We start from the raw sequence: 19,182 nt of genomic DNA on the forward strand, positions 1-19,182 counted from the left end.
CCGGTTTGACCTTCGTTCACCCACCTGGGGGGAATCAGCCCAGCAAAGCGTCCACGAACGCACCCGGCTCGAACGGCGCCAGGTCGTCCGGCCCCTCGCCCAGTCCGACCAGCTTCACCGGCACCCCGAGCTCCCGCTGGACCTGGAACACGATCCCGCCCTTCGCGGTGCCGTCGAGCTTCGTCAGGACGATTCCCGTCACGTCGATGACCTCGCCGAACACCCGCGCCTGCGCGAGCCCGTTCTGTCCGGTCGTGGCGTCCAGCACGAGCAGCACCTCGTCGACCTTCGCCTGCTTTTCCACGACTCGCTTCACCTTGCCGAGTTCGTCCATCAGGCCGGTCTTCGTGTGCAGGCGGCCCGCGGTGTCGATCAGGACCGTGTCCACGCCCTCGCTGATGCCCTGCTTGACCGCGTCGAACGCGACCGCCGCCGGGTCCGCGCCTTCCTTGCCTCGCACGACCGACGCGCCGACGCGCTCGCCCCACGTCTGCAGCTGGTCGGCGGCGGCGGCGCGGAAGGTGTCGGCCGCGCCGAGGACCACGGTTCCGCCCTGTGCCACCAGGACTCGCGCCAGTTTGCCGGTCGTCGTGGTCTTGCCGGTGCCGTTCACTCCAGCGACGAGGACCACCGCGGGCTGCTTCTTGCCGTCCACCTCGTGCGGCAGGGCGCGGACCGCGCGCTCGGCGTCCGTGGACAGCGCCGCGGTCAGCACCTCGTGCAGCAGTTCGCGCGCCTCGTCCGACGTACGCACTGCGCGGCGGTTCAGTTCGTCGCGCAGGCGGTCCACGATCTGGGTCGTCGTGGCGGCGCCGAGGTCCGCCAGCAGCAGCGTGTCTTCTACGTCCTGCCAAGAGTCTTCGTCGAGGTCACCGCCGCCGAGGAGGCCCAGGAGGCTCTGGCCGAACACCGAGCGGGACTTGGCCAGACGGCCGCGCAGGCGCTCGAGGCGACCGGCCGGGGACTCGATCTCCTCGATGGGCTCGACCGTTCCCGGGACGACCGCCTCGGGGGCCTCTTCTTCGACCGGCTCGGGGAGCTTGACGTCGCGCACCGTGCGCTGGTCGGAGTCGCGCGGGACCGCGGCGTCGTCGCCGACCGCGGGCTGACCGTCGACTTCGGTGCGGTCCTCGACGGGGTGCTCGACCACCGGCTCCGGGGAGGGGACGGGCTCAGGCGAAGGCTCGGGTTTGGCCTCGACGGCCGTCCCGCCGGAAGCGAAGGAGATCCCGCCGCTCGCGGCGTACCCGCCGCCCTTCGGCTTCTCCTCGACCTCGCGCCGCTCGGCCATGCTGATCCGCCGCTTGCGCGCGATGAGCAGCCCGGACACCAGAATGGCGACCAGGACGACGACGGCGACGACAACGATCCAGAACCAGGAACTCGACACGCGACCATCCTGTCATCCGCGTGCACAAGCCACGGGACACCCCACCCGGAGGCCAACGAGTAACGCGAACGGTTCCGATTCGGCCAAGACTCCACGAGGCGTCTTGCGCCACCCCTTCCGCGTTGACTAGACCACATCGGATGACCACCCCCGCCGGCCACTGTTTCCGCGTCCTCGGGCTGCTGTCGGGCACCTCTGTGGACGGGATCGACGTCGCGGTCGCCGAAATCCGCGACGACAACGGGACAGTCGTCCTCACCCCGCTCGGCGAGCTCGACGTGCCCTATCCCGCCGACCTCCGCACGGACCTCCTCGACGCCCTCCCGCCGCGGCCGAGCAGCGCGCGGCAGCTGACCGTCCTCGACACCCGGGTCGGCCAGGCGTTCGCGGACGCGGCCGCGCGCGGGATCGCCGCGTACGGGCCGGTGGACGTGATCGCCTCGCTCGGCCAGACCGTTTATCACTGGGTCGAGAACGGCGTCGCGCTCGGCACGCTCCAGCTCGGCCAGCCGGCGTGGATCGCCGAGCGCACAGGGGTGCCGGTGATCGCCGACCTCCGCATCCGCGACATCACCGCGGGCGGCCAGGGCGCGCCGCTGGCAAGCACGCTCGACGCGATGTGGCTGCGCGGCCTCGCCGAGGAGACCGGTGCTCCGGTGGCCGCGCTCAACCTCGGCGGCATCGCGAACATCACCGTGGTCACGCAGACCGACAAGGTGCTCGCGTACGACACCGGCCCGGCCAACGCGTTGCTCGATCTCGCCGCCGCCCATGTCAGCGACGGCAAGCTGTCCGCCGACGTCGACGGGCGGCTCGCGCTCGCCGGTTCAGTCCGGAAAGACCTGCTCGACCGGCTGCTCGCCGACCCCTATTTCGCCGCCCCTGCCCCGAAATCCACTGGCAAAGAGCACTTCCACGGCGGATACCTTGACGCAGCCCTGTCCGGACTGCCGCCGTTGTCCCCGGAGGATCTGCTGGCCACGCTCACCGAACTGACCGCCGCGACGGTCGCCGCGGAATGCCGGCGGCACGGCGTCGCGACCGTCATCGCGTCCGGCGGCGGCGTCGCGAACCCCGCCACGATGGCCGCGCTGACCCGGCTTCTGCCCGACGGCGCGCTCCGCACCAGCGACGACCTCGGCCTTCCCGGCTCCGGAAAAGAGGCTTACCTGACCGCGTTGCTCGGCTGGCTGAGCTGGTGCGGCGTCCCGGCGACGCTGCCCTCTGCCACCGGCGCGAGCGGTCCCCGCCTGCTCGGCGCGCTGACGCCGGGCGCGGCTCCCCTGAATCTCCCCGCCCCGCTGGGGGGCGCCGCGACCCGGCTCCGGGTCGCGAAATCCGGGCAATCACGGTAGGAGAACCCCATGAATCCAGTCGATCTGGTGATCGTCATCGTGTATCTCGCGGCGATGCCGGTCATCGGCGTGCTGATCGGGCGCAGACAGAAGTCCGCGAACGACTACTTCGTCGGCGAGCGCAGCATGCCGTGGTGGGCGGTCACGCTCTCCGTGGTGGCCACCGAGACGTCCACGCTCACCGTGATCTCCACGCCCGGGCTCGTGTTCGGCAGCGCCTTCCTGTTCCTGGAAGTGGCTTTCGGCTACATCATCGGCCGCGTGATCGCCGCGTTCGTACTGCTGCCGCGCTACTTCCGCGGCAACTACGTGAGCGCGTACGAATTCCTCGGCCGCCGCTTCGGGCGCGGACTGCAGGGCACCGCGTCGGTCACCTTCGTGGTGACGCGGCTGCTCGCCGAGGGGCTGCGGCTGTTCGCCGGGGCGATCCCGATCAAGGCGATCCTCAGCCACTACGGCATCCACACCGAGTACTGGCACATCGTCGTGCTGCTGACCTTGCTCACCGTGATCTACGCGTTCGTCGGCGGCATCAAGTCGGTGATCTGGGTCGACGTCATCCAGTGGTCGCTCTACATCCTCGGCGCGATCGGCGCGGTGATCTTCCTGTCCACGAAGCTGCCGTCCGGCTGGACGCAGATCGCTTCGAGCCAGGGCCGGTTCCAGCTCACCGACTTCGCGTCGAACCTGCTCACCAACCCGTACGCGTTCCTCTGCGCGGTGGTCGGCGGCGCGTTCCTGTCGATGGCTTCGCACGGCGCGGACCAGTTGATCGTCGGGCGGTTGCTGTCGTGCCGGAACCTGCGCGACGGCCAGCGCGCGCTGATCGGCTCGTCCATCGTGGTGTTCATCCAGTTCGCGCTGTTCCTGCTCGTCGGCGCGATGCTGTGGGTCTACACCGGCGGCAAGACCGGCTCGACGGCCACCGCGGTCGCGGCCGGGAAGATGTCCGGCGACGACGTGTTCTCCAACTTCATCGTCAACGACCTGCCGGTCGGCCTGGCCGGGCTGTTGATCGCCGGCATCCTCGCCTCGACCATGGGCGCGCTCGCGTCCGCGCTCAACGCGCTGTCCACCTCCACCATCGCCGACCTCTACCAGCGGTTCACGCACAAGTCGATCGAGGACGCCAAGCTGCTCCGGCACGGTCGCATGTGGACACTCATCTGGGCGGCGGTGTTCGCGGTCTTCGCCTCGATGTTCACGAACTCGAAGGACCCGGTGATCCAGCAGGGCCTCGGGATCGTCGGCTACACCTACGGCGCGCTGCTCGGCTCGTTCTTCCTCGGCCTGCTGGTGCGCAAGGCCCGCCAGTCCGACGCGGTGATCGCGTTCGCCTGCTCAGTGGTCGGGATGGCGTTCCTGATCCTGTTCGTGAAATTCGACAAGGCGACGACCGAGGTGCACATCCACTTCGGCGCGGCGACGAAGACGCTCGTGCCGCTGGCGACGTATTGGTACACCTTCGCCGGGGTGCTGATCACGTTGGTGGTGGGCGGGCTGTTGTCGCTGCGGCGGCGTGGGGTGGACCCGAACGTCGAGAAGCTCGAAGAACCCGCGGAGAGCGCGGCGTAGAAAGCTCATGCGTGGTGATCCCGGTTCTAGCCGAGATCACCACGCACGACGTCGTTACGGCTGGGTGTAGAAGACCAGGCCGTCCTTGTCGCAGCCGATCCGCCCGCTGCCCTGCGCACCGGTGTCGGCCATGCACCGCCAGCCGCTCACGTTCAGCACGTGCGCGGTGCCCTCGGCTTTCTTGGGCGCGTCCTGGAAGTACTGGGTGATCACGTCGATCGCTTCGGTGCAGCCAGGACGACCCGCCTTGGTCTCGGTGGCGATCAGGCCCACCTTGCCGTTCGGCGCGTCGATCGGGCCGCAGTCGACCGGCGGGCCGACCGTTTCGCCGGTGTCCGGGCCGCTGCTCGCGGACTTGCCGGGGCTGGCCGTCTTGCCCGGGGACGCGGCCGGGGCGCTCGACTGCGCGGACGTGACAGTGAGCGGGACCGACGGCGGGGAGGAGACGGAACCAGCCTGGTCAGCGCTCCCGTCGCACGCCACGACCAGCACGCCCAGCGAGAGAACCGACGCCGCGGCAACCATCGTGCGCGTGAACCGCATGAACACAGTCCTCCCTGAGGCAGCCGCCGATCGGCCAAGATCACCCTAATCGGTGACACCCGGGACGGCAGTGTGGCGGCGATTCTCCGCGAAACGGCCCGGCTTCCCGAGAGAAGCCGGGCCGTCGCGGGAAATCCGTCAGCGGATGACGACCTGCCGCACGTGCACGAAGTTCAGGTCGGCGCCCTGCCAGTGGCCGAGACTGGCTTGGCCGCCGTCCCAGTACAGGGTGACCGAGTTGTTGCCGGAGTCGACCCGGGTGACGCCGCCCAGGTCCACGTACACCGCGCCGGAATTGGCGAAGCAGGCGACATCGCTGCCGTCCCACGGGTTTCCGCCCGCGAGGCGCAGCTGGACGAAGTCGGTGCGGCCGTTGCAGGCTACCCGGTCGGTGGCGAACGCCTGACCGGCCGGAACGGTGACGGCCAGCGCGAGCGCCGCGGCGCCGCCGATCGCGAGTCTCTTGACGAGTGAAGGCATGATCGCTGTGGAACCTTTCTCCCAGTGCTGCCTTGAAGGTGAGCCCGGCCCGCGGCGAAACCGCGCCGCCGGACGAGATCGACCGTGCCAGCAGCGGGCTTGGCCCGGACAGCCGTCGCGCCCGCTTCTACCCGTTCGTACCCGGGGTGCGAGAGAAACGGACCTCGCTCAGACAGCCTTGCCGTGGAACGAAAGTCCCTTGCTGCCGCAGAAAATCTGCTTGCTGCCGCCGTTTCCGCCGTCGTAGCCGCAGTTCCAGCCGTCGACGTCGAGGAAACGGCCGGTGCCCTGCGCCTTGGTCGGCGCCTGGGCGAGGTAGTCGGACATCACGTCGATCGCCTCGGTGCAGCCGACGGTTCCGGCGGGCATCGCCTCGGTCACCACGTCGACCTTGCCGCCGGGGCCGTCGATCGGCCCGCAGTCCGCGCCGTTGCCGAGTTCGCCCTTGCCCGGCAAGCGGTCGCTGGGCTGCGGCTTGGCCGAGGTCGGGTGCGGCTTGGGCTTGCTCGCGTGCGTCGGGGCCTGCGCCTGAGTGGACGGCGCGGGCGTGGCGGAAGAACTCGGTGCTGCCACCGACGAAGCGGTCGGCGCGGCGGAGAGCGAACTCTGCACCGCCGCGGCCTGCCCGGCTTGCGAACCGCCGCCGCACGCGGCGACTGCCAGCGCAACGCCGAGCATCGAACCGGAAATCAGGGTGCGGGCCACCATGGTGCGCATTTGTCGAATCCCCTCCAGGATGCGTTGCTTTCGAACACCCCTGAAGACGTGCGGGCACGGCGGCAGTTGGCCGATCGGACGGCTGTCCGGTCAGGCCTGCCCGTTCGGGCAGGATCGCCCCGGACGGCGCAACCCCGTTCAGGAAGCCGGGACCGGTTCCTCGTCCGCCGCGCGCAGCCGCTGCGAGATCACCTTGGTGATGCCGTCGCCCTGCATGCTCACGCCGTACAGCGCGTCGGCGATCTCCATGGTCGGCTTCTGGTGCGTGATGATGATCAGCTGCGACGAATCGCGCAGCTGCTCCAGCAGGCCGATCAGCCGGCGCATGTTGGTGTCGTCCAGCGCCGCCTCGACCTCGTCCATCACGTAGAAGGGCGAAGGGCGGGCACGGAAGATCGCGACCAGCATGCCGACCGCGACCAGCGACTTCTCGCCGCCGGACAGCAGCGACAGCCGCTTGACCTTCTTGCCCGGCGGGCGCGCCTCGACGTCCACGCCGGTGGCGAGCAGGTCGTTCGGCTCGGTGAGCACCATCCGGCCCTCGCCGCCGGGGAACAGCACGCCGAAGACGGTCTCGAACTCGCGCGCCACGTCGGCGTAGGCCGAGGCGAAGACCTCCAGGATCTTCTCGTCGACCTGCTTGATGACGGCCTCGAGGTCCTTGCGGGTGTCCTTGAGGTCTTCCAGCTGGGTGGAGAGGAACTTGTACCGCTCCTCCAGCGCCGCGAATTCCTCCAGCGCCAGCGGGTTCACCTTGCCCAGCAGGGTCAGGTCCTTCTCCGCGCGCTTGGCGCGGCGGGCCTGGGTGTCGCGGTCGAACGGCATCGGCGGCGGCTGCGTGACGTCCTCGCCGCGCTCCTTGGCCGCCTCGTACTCGGCCATCTCGCCCGCGCTCGGCGGCACCGGCACGTCCGGGCCGTACTCCTCGACCAGGTCCGCGAGCCCGATGCCGAAGTCCTCGGCGATCTTCGCTTCCAGCGTTTCCAGCCGCAGCTTCTGCTCGGCGCGCAGCACCTCGTCGCGGTGCACGGCGTCGGTCAGCTTCTCCAGTTCGCCGGACAGCTCGCGCACCTTCGCGCGCACCGCGGTGAGCGCGGTTTCGCGGGTTTGGCGCTGCGCCTGGGCTTCGTCGCGCTCGGCGGCCGCGCGCTGCACCGAGATCTCGATGCGCTCCAACGCGAACTCACCGGCGTTGACGACCGCGTTCGCGATTTCCGCGCCGCGCTCGCGCGCTTCCCGGGCCTTGGCCGCGCGCTCGCGAGCCTGCTGCTCGGCGTAAGCCGCGCGGCGCAACGATTCCGCGCGCCCGGCGATGCTGCGCGCACGTTCCTCGGCGGTGCGCTGCGCGAGCCGCGCTTCGACTTCTTCCTGCCGCACCACGGCGAGCTGCTCGGCGGCCTCGTCGCGCTCGGCGGTGTCCGGGTCGTCCTCGACCGGCTGCTCGGCGACCGCGGCGAGCCGTTCTTCCAGCTCTGCCAACTGTTCCAGCGCGTGCTCGCGGCTCTGCTCGACCTTCGCGCGCTGCTGGGTCAGCCGTTCGACCTCGGCCTGCGCGGACCGCGCGGCCTGCTGCAACCGGTTGAGCCGCTCGGACGAACGGGCCTTGCGCACCTTGGCGTCGCCGAGCGCGTCCTTCGCCTGGCCGACCTCTTCGCGCCGAGACTGCTGCTCGGCGCGCGCGCCTTCCAGTTCCGCGGAGTACTGCTCCAGCGCGCGTTCGGCCGTGCGCAAGCGTTCCTGCGCCTCGTCGACCGCCGCCTGCACCTCGATCACGCTCTCGCGGGCGGCGGAACCACCGGCGATCCAGTTGGCCCCGAAGACATCGCCCTCGGCGGTGACCGCACGCACCTGCGGGTGCTGGGCCACGAGCTGCCGCGCGGCGTCCAGATCCGGCACCAGCGCGAGCCGGTCCAGCGCCTTCTCGACCGCGGGACGCAGCTGTTCCGGCGCGTTGACGACCTCGCGAGCCCAGCGCGCGCCATAGGGCAGCATCGGCCACGAGCTGGTGTCCACAGTGGACCCAGCGCTGACCGGAACGATCCCCGCGCGGCCGGAATCGGTGTCCTTCAAGTACTTCAGCGCGGACAGCGCGTTCTCGCCGCCGGACACCGCGACCGCGTCGGCCACCGGCCCGAGCGCGGCGGCCAGCGCGACCTCATGGCCCGGCTGCACAGTGAGCAACGCGGCGACCGAACCGAGCAGGCCCGGCAATTCCGCGGACGCACCGAGCAGCGCGCCCGCGCCGTCCTTGCGCTTGAGCCCCATCGACAGCGCCTCGACGCGCGCCTTCTCCGACGCGATCTCGCGCTCCGAACCGCGCTCTGCCTTCACCAGCTCTTCGACGCGGGCCTTGGCGGCGTTGTTCGCCTCCACCGCGCGGTCGTGGCGCTGCTGCAGGTCGGCGTCGTCGGATTCCTCCGTGCCGCCAACGGCTTTGGCTTCTTCCAGCTCCTCGACCGCGATCTCGGCACGCTCGGCGGCTTCCTGCAGACCAACCGTCAGCCGGTCGACTTCTTCCGCGGTCGCGCCGTTCTTGCTGCGCAGCGCTTCGACCTGACCGGTCAGCTTCGCCATGCCCTCACGACGGTCGGCGATCGCCCGGACCGCGGCCCAGTGCGCGCGCTCCGCGGCCTGCACTCGCTGTTCGAGATCTTCCCGGCGCAGCACGGTTTCCGCGAGAAGTTCGCGGGCCTCCATGACCGCCTCGGTCAGCTCCTGCTCGCGCTCCGCGGCCTGCTCGGCCTCGGCGAGCAGTTCCTCCGGGTCACGGCCGCCAGTGGGCGCGGAGACGTCGGAAGAAAGGTGCCGCTGACGCTCCACCGCCAGCCGCACGGTGCCGCGCAGCCGTTCCGTGAGCGCCGACAGCTTGTACCAAGTCTCCTGCGCGATCTGCAGCCGCGGCGCGTCCTCGGCGAGCGACGCCTCCAGCTCGGTTTCCTCGGCGGACACGATTTCCAGCGCCTGCTCGACTTCGGCGCGGCGCTGCCGGGCGGTACGTTCGTCAGCCTCGTCGCGCTGGATGGATTCGCGCTGGGTGACCAGGTCGTCGGCGAACAGCCGGAGCCGGGCGTCGCGCAGGTCGGACTGCACCGACTGGGCCTTGCGCGCGATCTCGGCCTGCTTGCCCAGCGGTTTCAGCTGGCGGCGCAGCTCGGTGGTGAGGTCGGTGAGCCGGTCGAGGTTGCCCTGCATGTTGTTGAGCTTGCGCAGGGTCTGCTCTTTGCGCTTGCGGTGCTTGAGGACGCCGGCGGCCTCCTCGATGAACGCGCGCCGCTCCTCGGGCTTCGACTCCAGGATCGCCGAGAGCTGGCCCTGTCCGACGATGACGTGCATCTCGCGGCCGATGCCGGAGTCCGACAGCAGTTCCTGGACGTCCATCAGGCGGCAGCGGTCGCCGTTGATCTCGTACTCGCTCGCGCCGTCGCGGAACATCCGGCGGGTGATGGAGACCTCGGCGTACTCGATCGGCAGCGCGCCGTCGGCGTTGTCGATGGTGAGCGTGACCTCGGCGCGGCCGAGCGGCGCGCGGCCCGCGGTGCCGGCGAAGATGACGTCTTCCATCTTGCCGCCGCGCAGGTCCTTCGCGCCCTGGGTGCCCATGACCCAGCGCAGCGCGTCGAGGACGTTCGACTTTCCGGAGCCGTTCGGGCCGACCACGCAGGTGATGCCGGGTTCGAAGCGCAGCGTGGTCGCCGAGGCGAAGGACTTGAAGCCCTTGAGCGTCAGGCTTTTCAGGTGCACGTGCTGCCGACCCCTCTTGGCCACGGGTACTGGATGGCTACCGGTTCCCCCGGTTCGGGACAGGCTACCCGGGGGTTCCCGAGCTCGGTGGGAGGCCAGGCCGCCCGGGCGCGCCTAGCACAGGTCCGACCGCCCCGGCAACCCCAAGCACCCCATCAGCCGCAGCCGCCCCGCCCGGCTCAGCGTTCGAGGAATCCTTCGAGCCCGCCCTTCGCGGCGGTCCAGCGTTCAACTACCTGATCCACTCGTCCGGGTGAGGTTCGCGAGCGCAGCGCGGCCAGCAGTTGCCCACAGTGGTCCCGGCTACCCTCAGCGACGACCTCAACACGCCCGTCCGGGAGATTCCTGGCGAATCCGGTCAACCCGAGCTCGAGCGCCCGGCTCCGGGTCCACCAGCGAAAACCGACTCCCTGCACCTGCCCGTGCACCCAGGCTGCCAGCCGGACGGGCGTTTCCTGCTCGTTCACCGGCCCCATCCTGCCGCACGCCCCCGGCTGCGGACCGTGACGGCCCGGTCCCTCGGTCGCGCGAACGGGTCCTGAGCAGTGATAACCTCCCGCCTGGCATCCGGGGCCGGAGCCCCGCTCCCCCGTGCCGCCCCTCGACTTGAGCGTTGACTCTCCTAAGGAGCCTGCATGTCCCGTCCCGACGGGCCTGAACCAAGCTCAGCGTCGCCCGAGATCGCGGTGAGCGCTGCCCCCACCGCCCCGCCGAAGGGCGCGAGCGGGAGGCTGAGCCGCTCCGGCTACGCGATCCTGGGCGTCAGCGGCCTCGTGGTCGCGACGGCCTTCGCCGCGGTCGCCGAACTGGCCGGCCCCGGCTCGGTCACCGACACCGCGACGAACAGCACCGGCGGCGGCCAGGGCGGGCTGCAGGGCAGCTCGCAGGTCGTCGTCCCGGGCAACGCCGTCCCCGGCGGCCCGATGACCGTCCCCGGCTCGCCGACGCCCGGCCAGACCGCCCCGCCGACGCCGACCACGGTGGTGGGAGTGGGTCCGGACGGGAAGCCGACCACGAGCGTGCTCACTCCTCCGCCGAACGCCGGTCAGCCCGGCGGGCAACCGGGCGGCCAGGTTCCGCCGCCGGGCGGCACCACGTCCGAACGCAGCGACCCGCCGACCCACCCGGGCGGCGGAACGACGTCGCCGCCGACGCACACGGTGACCCCGCCGACGTCGACCTCGTCCGACCCGACCCCGCCGTCGTCCTCGGACAGCACGTCGCCGAAGCCCCCGCCGGGCAGCAGCTCGACCGGCGGCCAGCCGTCGTCCTCGCCGAGCGCGTCCACTTCGGACTCCGGCCCGACGAGTTCCACCAGCCGCTGAAAGTCGTGAGGGGAACCCTGAGGGAATCTGATTCCCTCAGGGTTCCCCTCACGGCTTTTCGGCCAGGTCAGGCTTCGAAGCGGTACCCCATCCCCGGCTCCGTCAGCAAATGCCGCGGCCGGGAAGGTTCCGGTTCCAGTTTCCGCCGCAACTGCGCCAGATACACTCGCAGATAATGGGATTCCGTCTCATACGACGGCCCCCACACCTCGTGCAGCAACTGCTTCTGCGCCACCAGCCGTCCCCGGTTGCGCACCAGCAGTTCCAAGACTCCCCACTCGGTCTTGGTCAGGTGCACCTCGCGGCCCTCGCGCAGGACCTTCTTCGCCGCCAGGTCGATCGTGAACGATCCGGTGTCCACCACGGCTTCCGCGCCGTCCGTGCCCGCCACCGACGAACGTCGCACCGCGGCCCGCAGCCGGGCCAGCAGTTCGTCCATTCCGAACGGTTTCGTCACGTAATCGTCGGCGCCCGCGTCGAGCGCCTGCACCTTGTCCGCCGAATCGCCGCGCGCGGACAGGACGATGATCGGCACCGTGGTCCAGCCGCGCAGGCCCGCGATCACTTCGGTGCCATCGAGATCAGGCAGGCCGAGGTCCAGCACCACCACGTCGGGTTTCGTTTCGGCGACCGCTTTCAGCGCGGCGGTGCCGTCGTGCGCGGTGATCACCTTGTATCCGCGCGCGTTGAGGTTGATCCGCAGCGCCCGCACGATCTGCGGTTCATCGTCGACGACCAGCACCGTCGCCATGGGGTCGGCAGTCATCGCGCCACGCCCTCCTCAGCCGATTCGGCTTCCACCAATTCCCGGCCGGTACAGGCCGGCAGCGAGATCACCACCGTCAACCCTCCGCCTGGAGTGTCCTCGGCGCGAACCGTACCGCCCATCGCCTCGGTGAAACCCTTCGCGACGGACAGCCCCAGACCCACGCCCGGCGTCGAGTCGCGGTCCCCGCCCAGCCGCTGGAACGGCGCGAACGCGGATTCCGCGGCGCCCTTCCGCAGGCCTTTGCCGTGGTCGACGATCCGCAGTTCCACGAACTCCGAATGCGCGCTCGCCCGTGCCGAAACGTCGCCGCCGCCGTGCCGCAGCGCGTTGTCCAGGACGTTCGCGATCACCCGTTCCAGCAAGCCCGGATCCGCTTGCACCGAAGGCAATCGGGCGTCCACAAATACCTGGACGCCTTGCGTGTTGTCCACATTGGACAATGCGTGTGCGACCACCTCGTCGTAGCCGACCGGCCGCAGGTGCGGGGTGACCGCGCCGGTCGCCAGCCGGGAGGAGTCGAGCAGGTTGTCGATCAGCCCGGCGAGCCGGTCCGCCGAAAGTTCCACGGCTTCCATCAGTTCCTCAGTGTCCTCATCGGACAGCGAAAGGTCCGGCGCGCGCAGGCTGCCGATCGCGGCCTTGATGGACGTGAGCGGCGTCCGCAGGTCATGGCCGACCGCGGACAGCAGCGTCGTGCGCAGTTCAGTCGCCTCGGCTTTCCGCTCGGCGGCCGCCGCGGCCGCGGCCATCCGCTGTTGTCGCAAGGCGAGCAATGCTTGTCCCGCAACGGCTTCCAGCACTCGACGGTCTGCCGCAGGGAGGGCGCGACCGCGCAGGGTCAGGTGCACGTCAGCGGTCACCGCGATGTCAACATCGGCCTCGTCCGGATCAGCGCACGGCTCGCCGCCGGACAAAGCGACGTTGTCCCACTTGCCGTTGCGTTTCTCCAGCAGCGTCACGGAAGTCAGGCCGAAATTCTCCCGCACCTTCTCCAGCAGCCGCTCGATCGGATTCGGATTGGTCAGCACGGTCCGCGCATACGACGCCAGCAGCGACGCCTCCGTCCGCGCCCGAGCCGCCGCCACCCCCCGCCGAGCGGCGGAAGCGACGACCAAAGCCACCATCACTGCCACCACGATCATTGCGATCAGCGTCACGACGTTCTGCGGACTGTGCACATCCAGCGTGTACAGCGGCGGCGTGAAGAAGAAATTCAGCAGCCCAGCACCGAAAATCGACGCCACCAGAGCCGGGCCGAGCCCGCCCACCAAAGCGACGATGACCGTCGAGAGCACGAAGAGGATCACGTCGGTGGAGAACTCGACCGCGTCGCGCAACAGCACACCGAGACCGGTCGCGACGACCGGCAGCAGGATGCTCAGCACCCAGCCCATCACGAGCCGCGACGGCGCCAGCGGGCTCGTGCCCAGCCGCGCCCGCAGCCGTCCGCCGGCGTAGGAGTGCGTGACCATGTGCACGTCGATCGGCCCGGACTGCTGGATCACCATCGCGCCGATGCCCTCGTCGAAAAGCCGCGCGACCCGGGACCGCCGCGACGTGCCGATCACCAGCTGGGTCGCGTTGACCCCGCGCGCGAAGTCGAGCAGCGCCGTCGGCACGTCGTCGCCGACCACCGCGTGGAAAGTCGCGCCGACCTCCTCGGCCAGCGTGCGGCAGCGGGCCATCGCGGTCGGCCCGAGCCCGGCGAGACCGTCGCCGCGCAGGATGTGCACGACCTGCAGTTCCGCGCCCGCCCGGTTGGCGATCCGGCTGGCGCGCCGGATCAGCGTCTCGCTTTCCGGACCGCCGGTGATCGACACGACCACCCGTTCGCGCGTCTCCCACGTATCGGTGATCTTCTGCTCGGCGCGGTACCGCTGCAGCGCGACGTCGACCTGATCGGCCACCCACAGCAGCGCCAGCTCGCGCAACGCGGTGAGGTTGCCGGGCCGGAAGTAGTTGCCCAGCGCGGCGTCGATGCGCTCGGCCGGGTAGACGTTGCCGTGCGCGAGCCGCCGCCGCAGCGCCTCCGGAGTGATGTCCACCAGCTCCAGCTGCTCCGCGCGGCGCACGACCTCGTCCGGCACGGTTTCCTGCTGGGTGACGCCGGTGATCCGCTCGACGACGTCGTTGAGGCTCTGCAGGTGCTGGACGTTGACCGTGGACAGCACGTCGATGCCCGCTTCGAGCAGCTCGTCGATGTCCTGCCAGCGTTTCTCGTGCCGCCCGCCGGGCACGTTCGTGTGCGCCAGCTCGTCCACGACGACGACCTCGGGCGCGCGGGCGAGCACCGCGTCGAGGTCCATTTCGGCGAACTCGTGCCCGCGGTGGCTGACCGTGCGCCGCGGCACGACGTCCAGCCCGTCGAGCAGGTCGGCGGTCTTCTTGCGGCCGTGCGTCTCGACCAGGCCGACGACCACGTCGGTGCCGCGGTCGAGGCGGCGGCGCGCTTCGCCGAGCATGGCGAAGGTCTTGCCGACGCCCGGAGCCGCGCCGAGGTAGATCCGCAGTTCGCCTCGGCGCGGCTTCGGGGGTGTGTCAGAGGTGCTCACTGTGTCAGTGTGCGCCAGGAGCGGCCGAATGCACGGCAAGGTTGAGCCGGAGCACATTCACGCCCGGCACGCCGATCCCGTTGCCGGTGGTGTTGTCCGCGACCAGCTGCCGCACCTTCTCCTCGCTCAACCCGGTGTTTCGGGCCACGCGAAGCACTTGCAGATCGGCGTACGCGACGCTGATCGCCGGGTCGAGGCCCGAGCCCGAGGCGGTCACCGCGTCCGCGGGCACCTCCGCCGGGGTGACGCCCTCGCGCTGGGCGATCAGGGCCCGCCGCTGCGCGATGGCCTTGGTCAGATCCTCGTTGTACGGCCCCTTGTTGGACGGCCCCGACGTCGACGGGTCGCCCGGCCCGAGCACGTCCTTCGAACCGGCGGAGGGCCGGTTGTGGAACCACGGGTCGCGCGCGGCGTCGGCGGGCACCGGGTCGATCCCGATCAGCGACGAGCCGACCGCCTGGCCGTTCTGCGTCACCACCGAGCCCTCGGCGTGCCCCTGGAGACCGGGGATGCGGGACGCCGCCCACACGCCGAGCGGGTAGACGACGCCGAGCAGCACGGTCATCGCGATGAGCAGGCGCAGGCCCGCCCAGGTCTGCTTGAGCAATACGTTCATGTCAGCCAATCCCAGGAATGTGGCGCACGATCAGGTCGATCACCCAGATCCCGAGGAACGGGCTGACGATCCCGCCGAGGCCGTAGACGAGCAGGTTGCGGCGCAGCAGCGCGGACGCCGACGACGGCCGGTACCGGACGCCGCGCAGGGCGAGCGGGATCAGCCCGACGATGATCAGCGCGTTGAAGATCACCGCGGAGAGGATCGCCGACTTCGGCGTCGCCAGGTGCATCACGTTCAGCGCGCCGAGCTGGGCGAAGATGCCGGTGAACATCGCGGGCAGGATGGCGAAGTACTTCGCCAGGTCGTTCGCCACGCTGAACGTGGTGAGCGCGCCCCGGGTGATCAGCAGCTGCTTGCCGATCCCGACGATCTCGATCAGCTTGGTCGGGTTCGAGTCGAGGTCGACCATGTTGCCGGCCTCCTTGGCCGCCATGGTCCCGGTGTTCATCGCCACGCCGACGTCGGACTGCGCGAGCGCGGGCGCGTCGTTCGTGCCGTCGCCGGTCATCGCGACGAGCCGCCCGCCCTCCTGCTCCTTCTTGATGAGCGCCATCTTGTCCTCGGGCTTGGCCTCGGCGAGATAGTCGTCGACGCCCGCGTCCTCGGCGATCGCGCGCGCGGTGAGCGGGTTGTCGCCGGTGATCATCACCGTCTTGATGCCCATCGAGCGCAGTTCCTCGAAGCGCTCCTTCATGCCCGGCTTCACCACGTCCGACAGCCGGATCACGCCGCATACGTTCGCGGTGCCCCCGGCGGCTTCCGCGACCACCAGCGGGGTCCCGCCCTGCTGGCTGATCTCGTCGACGACGCGTTCGGTCTCGTCCGGGACGTCGCCGCCGCGCTCGCGGACCCACTGGCGCACCGCCGAAGTCGCGCCCTTGCGGACTTCGCGGCCGTCGAGGTCGACGCCGCTCATCCGGGTCTGCGCGGTGAACGGCACGAACTCGGCTAGCTTCTCGCTCTCGTCCGCGGCACCGGGCAGCCCGTGCTGCTCGGCGATCAACTCGACGATGCTGCGGCCTTCCGGCGTCCCGTCGGCGAGACTGGACAGCCGGGCCGCGCGCGCCAGATCCTCCACAGTGGACTTGCCGACCGGAATCAGTTCGGTCGCGCGCCGGTTGCCGAAGGTGATCGTGCCGGTCTTGTCGAGCAGCAGCGTCGACACGTCTCCGGCGGCCTCGACCGCACGACCGGAAGTCGCGAGGACGTTGCGCTGCACCAACCGGTCCATCCCGGCGATGCCGATCGCGCTCAGCAGCGCGCCGATCGTCGTCGGGATCAGGCAGACCAGCAACGCGGTCAGCACGATCACCGACTGCTCGCTGCCGGAGTAGGCCGCCATCGGCTGCAGGGCCACCACGGCGAGCAGGAAGATGATGGTCAGCGTCGACAGCAGGATGGTCAGCGCGATCTCGTTCGGCGTCTTCTGCCGGGAAGCGCCTTCCACCAACGCGATCATCCGGTCCACAAAGGACTCGCCGGGCTTGGTGCTGATCCGCACGACGATCCGGTCGCTCAGCACCGTGGTGCCGCCGGTCACCGCGGACCGGTCGCCGCCGGACTCGCGGATCACCGGGGCCGACTCGCCGGTGATGGCCGATTCGTCCACCGTGGCAATGCCTTCGACGACGTCGCCGTCACCCGGGATCACCTGTCCGGCCTCGACCACCACCCGATCGCCGACGCGCAGGTCCACGCCGGGCACCTGCTCCTCGGAGCCGTCCTCGGTGAGCCGCCGCGCGACGGTCTCCTTCTTGGTCCGCCGCAACGATTCCGCCTGCGCCTTGCCGCGCCCCTCGGCGACGGCTTCGGCCAGGTTCGCGAACACGACGGTGAACCACAGCCACACCGCGATGAGGATCGAGAACACGCTCGGGTCGGTGACCGCGAAGACGGTGGTCAGGACCGAACCGGCCCACACCACGAACATCACCGGGTTTTTGAGCTGATGCTTCGGGTGCAGTTTGCGCAGTGCGTCCGGCATGGACGACCACAGCTGCTTCGGGCTGAAGACGCCCGCTCCGACGCGTCCGGCGTTTTCTACGTGGTGCTGCGTCTCCTCTTCGGGAGTCCGCTCCTGGGTGATGGTCATGCCAATGCCTCTGCAATCGGCCCCAGCGCGAGCGCCGGGATGAACGTGAGAGCCGCGACGAGGACGACGGTGCCGGTCAGCAACGTCCCGAACAGCGGCCCGGTGGTGGGCAGCGTGCCCGCGGTTTCGGGAACTTTCTTCTGCGAGGCAAGCGAACCGGCCAGGCAGAGCACCGCGACGATGGGCACGAACCGGCCGATCAGCATGGCCACCGAAAGCGACGCCTGGAACCAGTCGCTGGTCGCGGTGAGACCGCCGAACGCGCTGCCGTTGTTGTTGCCCGCGGACGTGTAGCCGTAAAGGACTTCCGACAATCCGTGCGGACCCGAGTTGCCGAGCGCGTCTCGCGTGGCCGGGATCATCAAGGCGATGCCGGACCCGAGCAGCACCACGACGGGCATCGCCAGCATCGAGATCGCCGCGCAGGTGACCTCGCGCTTGCCGAGCTTCTTGCCCAGGTACTCCGGCGTGCGCCCGACCATCAGCCCGGCCAGGAACATCGCGATCACGGCCATCACGAGAATCCCGTACAGCCCGGTGCCGACGCCGCCCGGCGAAATCTCGCCGAAGAGCATGTTCAGCATCGTGCCCCCGCCGCCGAGGCCGGACAGGCTGTCGTGCGCGCCGTTGACCGCGCCGGTCGACGTGCCGGTGGTGGTGTCGGCGAACAGCGACGTGCCGCCGATCCCGAACCGCTGTTCCTTGCCTTCGAGATTCGCCCCCGCGGCCAGTGCCGACGGGCTGTTCGTGCGCGCCTCGGACGTCCAGATCACCGCGAGCATCGCGCCCCAGAGGACCGTCATGACCGACAGCAGGACGTAGCCCTGCTTGCGGTTGCCGACCAGCTGCCCGAAGGCGCGGGTCAGGCAGACCGGGATGACGAGGATCAGGAACATCTCGACGACGTTGGTCCAGACGTTCGGGTTCTCGAACGGATGCGCGGAGTTGGCGTTGAAGATGCCGCCGCCGTTCGTGCCGAGTTCCTTGATCACTTCCTGGCTCGCCGCCGGGGCCAGCGCGATCGTGCTGGTGCTGCCGTCCGGATTCGTCACCGCGACGCCGGAACGCAGGCTCTGCACCACGCCGAGCGCCACGAGGACGAGCGCGAACACGAACGCCATCGGCAGCAGCACGCGGATCGTGCCGCGCGTGAGGTCCACCCAGAAGTTGCCGAGCCGGTCGGCGCGCGAGCGGACGAACCCGCGCGTCACCGCGATCGCCACGGCCAGCCCGACGCCCGCGGACAGGAAGTTCTGCACGGTGAGCCCGGCCATCTGGACGAAGTGGCCCATGGTCGTCTCGGGCGTGTAGGACTGCCAGTTCGTGTTGGTCACGAACGAAACCGCGGTGTTGAACGCGACGGCGGGCGACACCGGGCCGCGGCCGAAGTTCCACGGCAGGATCGACTGCAAGCGCTGCAGCAGGTACAGCAGGATCACCGAAACGAACGAGAAGCCGAGCACGCCCGAGGCGTAGGTCTTCCAATGCTGTTCGGTGTTCGGGTCGACCCGGACGATCTTGTACAGGGCCTTCTCGACCCGCAGGTGCTTCTCGGCGGAGAAGACGCGGGCGAGGTAGTCGCCGAGGGGTTTGTAGACCACCGCGAGGGCGACCAGGAGCACGCCGGCTTGCAGGAAGCCGGCCGCGACGTCACTCATCTCAGAATTTCTCCGGCCTCACGAGGGCGACGAACAGGTAGCCGAGAAGGCCGAGCGCCAGCAGTCCGCCGACGATGTTGGCCACGGTGCCCGCGCCGCTCACAGCTTCTCCAGCCCGCGCAGGACACCGGCGAGCACCGCGAAAACGCCGATGAGCAATAGGGCGTACAGCAAATCCGCCACGAGGCACCTCTCAGAAAGGGTCACCCGGCACGGGTGACCGTCGGTCGAGTGCCACTGTGCGGTCGTAGCGGAGGGTGAGCACCCCCGTCTGACGCCTCCTTGACGCGGTGACCTGGGGGCGTTTACGCGATCTTGACGGCCGGTGACCCGCGCCACTACGTCAAGCGCCATTCGGGTCAGCCG

At 69.9% G+C, this 19,182-nt stretch carries 15 protein-coding genes; 3 read left to right on the plus strand and 12 right to left on the minus strand.

Features of this window, described 5'->3' with window-relative positions; translation table 11 throughout:
- Positions 1-34 precede the first annotated feature (34 nt).
- Positions 35-1,390: a signal recognition particle-docking protein FtsY gene (ftsY, locus tag ABZX37_RS08305; protein ID WP_354737276.1), complete on the minus strand. Its 1,356-nt coding sequence runs from the start codon at positions 1,388-1,390 to the stop codon at positions 35-37.
- Between the two features lie 140 nt (positions 1,391-1,530).
- On the opposite strand from ftsY, the gene ABZX37_RS08310 reads away from it, so the two are divergent.
- Complete coding sequence (locus ABZX37_RS08310; RefSeq protein ID WP_354737278.1) at positions 1,531-2,745, plus strand: anhydro-N-acetylmuramic acid kinase; 1,215 nt, start codon at positions 1,531-1,533, stop codon at positions 2,743-2,745.
- Positions 2,746-2,754: 9 nt separating this feature from the next.
- A complete protein-coding gene (locus tag ABZX37_RS08315) occupies positions 2,755-4,320 on the plus strand; it encodes a sodium:solute symporter (protein WP_354737280.1) in 1,566 nt (521 codons plus the stop codon).
- Positions 4,321-4,374: 54 nt separating this feature from the next.
- On the opposite strand, the gene ABZX37_RS08320 is transcribed toward ABZX37_RS08315, so the two are convergent.
- From ABZX37_RS08320 to ABZX37_RS08340, 5 genes are all read right to left on the minus strand, one after another.
- Positions 4,375-4,863: a hypothetical protein gene (locus tag ABZX37_RS08320; RefSeq protein WP_354737282.1), complete on the minus strand. Its 489-nt coding sequence runs from the start codon at positions 4,861-4,863 to the stop codon at positions 4,375-4,377.
- A gap of 138 nt (positions 4,864-5,001) precedes the next feature.
- Positions 5,002-5,343 carry a beta/gamma crystallin domain-containing protein gene (locus ABZX37_RS08325; RefSeq protein ID WP_354737284.1) on the minus strand — a complete coding sequence of 114 codons (342 nt, stop codon included), beginning with the start codon at positions 5,341-5,343 and terminating at the stop codon, positions 5,002-5,004.
- Positions 5,344-5,511: 168 nt separating this feature from the next.
- The gene (locus ABZX37_RS08330) at positions 5,512-6,060 is read right to left on the minus strand and encodes a hypothetical protein (protein ID WP_354737286.1); all 549 of its coding nucleotides are present in this window, start codon (positions 6,058-6,060) and stop codon (positions 5,512-5,514) included.
- Between the two features lie 138 nt (positions 6,061-6,198).
- A complete protein-coding gene (gene smc, locus ABZX37_RS08335) occupies positions 6,199-9,801 on the minus strand; it encodes a chromosome segregation protein SMC (protein ID WP_354737747.1) in 3,603 nt (1,200 codons plus the stop codon).
- A gap of 179 nt (positions 9,802-9,980) precedes the next feature.
- On the minus strand, positions 9,981-10,277 hold the full coding sequence (locus tag ABZX37_RS08340; protein ID WP_354737288.1) for an acylphosphatase: 297 nt from the start codon (positions 10,275-10,277) through the stop codon (positions 9,981-9,983).
- 159 nt (positions 10,278-10,436) lie between these two features.
- Between ABZX37_RS08340 and ABZX37_RS08345 the strand changes: the two genes are divergently transcribed.
- On the plus strand, positions 10,437-11,126 hold the full coding sequence (locus ABZX37_RS08345; protein ID WP_354737290.1) for a hypothetical protein: 690 nt from the start codon (positions 10,437-10,439) through the stop codon (positions 11,124-11,126).
- A 67-nt stretch (positions 11,127-11,193) separates the two neighbouring features.
- Here ABZX37_RS08345 and ABZX37_RS08350 read toward each other — a convergent pair whose 3' ends face one another.
- The 6 genes from ABZX37_RS08350 to kdpF are packed head-to-tail and all read right to left on the minus strand — an operon-like array spanning position 11,194 to position 18,919.
- Positions 11,194-11,892, minus strand: a complete 699-nt coding sequence (locus tag ABZX37_RS08350; protein ID WP_354737292.1) for a response regulator — start codon at positions 11,890-11,892, stop codon at positions 11,194-11,196.
- Positions 11,889-14,447 carry a sensor histidine kinase KdpD gene (locus ABZX37_RS08355; protein WP_354737294.1) on the minus strand — a complete coding sequence of 853 codons (2,559 nt, stop codon included), beginning with the start codon at positions 14,445-14,447 and terminating at the stop codon, positions 11,889-11,891. Before ABZX37_RS08355 ends, ABZX37_RS08350 begins: the two co-directional genes overlap by 4 nt.
- 4 nt (positions 14,448-14,451) lie before the next feature.
- Entirely contained in the window at positions 14,452-15,063 is a 612-nt protein-coding gene (locus ABZX37_RS08360) for a potassium-transporting ATPase subunit C (RefSeq protein ID WP_354737296.1), read from the minus strand.
- Between the two features lies 1 nt (position 15,064).
- The gene (kdpB, locus tag ABZX37_RS08365; protein ID WP_354737298.1) at positions 15,065-17,158 is read right to left on the minus strand and encodes a potassium-transporting ATPase subunit KdpB; all 2,094 of its coding nucleotides are present in this window, start codon (positions 17,156-17,158) and stop codon (positions 15,065-15,067) included.
- Positions 17,155-18,816 (minus strand): potassium-transporting ATPase subunit KdpA, encoded by a 1,662-nt coding sequence (gene kdpA / locus ABZX37_RS08370; protein ID WP_354737300.1) that lies wholly within the window; start codon positions 18,814-18,816, stop codon positions 17,155-17,157. Before kdpA ends, kdpB begins: the two co-directional genes overlap by 4 nt.
- Before the next feature lies 1 nt (position 18,817).
- Positions 18,818-18,919 (minus strand): K(+)-transporting ATPase subunit F, encoded by a 102-nt coding sequence (gene kdpF, locus ABZX37_RS08375; RefSeq protein WP_037358287.1) that lies wholly within the window; start codon positions 18,917-18,919, stop codon positions 18,818-18,820.
- Positions 18,920-19,182 lie beyond the last annotated feature (263 nt).

The organism is Amycolatopsis sp. NPDC004079 (genome assembly GCF_040610415.1).
GTDB lineage: Bacteria > Actinomycetota > Actinomycetes > Mycobacteriales > Pseudonocardiaceae > Amycolatopsis > Amycolatopsis halotolerans.

Coding starts and splice junctions, on each gene's coding strand:
- ABZX37_RS08340 (WP_354737288.1), bottom strand. CDS start 10,277: ATGGGGCCGGTGAACGAGCAGGAAACGCCCGTCCGGCTGGCAGCCTGG.
- ABZX37_RS08315 (WP_354737280.1), top strand. CDS start 2,755: ATGAATCCAGTCGATCTGGTGATCGTCATCGTGTATCTCGCGGCGATG.
- ABZX37_RS08320 (WP_354737282.1), bottom strand. CDS start 4,863: ATGCGGTTCACGCGCACGATGGTTGCCGCGGCGTCGGTTCTCTCGCTG.
- kdpA (WP_354737300.1), bottom strand. CDS start 18,816: ATGAGTGACGTCGCGGCCGGCTTCCTGCAAGCCGGCGTGCTCCTGGTC.
- ABZX37_RS08345 (WP_354737290.1), top strand. CDS start 10,437: ATGTCCCGTCCCGACGGGCCTGAACCAAGCTCAGCGTCGCCCGAGATC.
- ABZX37_RS08330 (WP_354737286.1), bottom strand. CDS start 6,060: ATGCGCACCATGGTGGCCCGCACCCTGATTTCCGGTTCGATGCTCGGC.
- kdpB (WP_354737298.1), bottom strand. CDS start 17,158: ATGACCATCACCCAGGAGCGGACTCCCGAAGAGGAGACGCAGCACCAC.
- ABZX37_RS08360 (WP_354737296.1), bottom strand. CDS start 15,063: ATGAACGTATTGCTCAAGCAGACCTGGGCGGGCCTGCGCCTGCTCATC.
- ABZX37_RS08350 (WP_354737292.1), bottom strand. CDS start 11,892: ATGACTGCCGACCCCATGGCGACGGTGCTGGTCGTCGACGATGAACCG.
- ABZX37_RS08325 (WP_354737284.1), bottom strand. CDS start 5,343: ATGCCTTCACTCGTCAAGAGACTCGCGATCGGCGGCGCCGCGGCGCTC.
- ABZX37_RS08310 (WP_354737278.1), top strand. CDS start 1,531: ATGACCACCCCCGCCGGCCACTGTTTCCGCGTCCTCGGGCTGCTGTCG.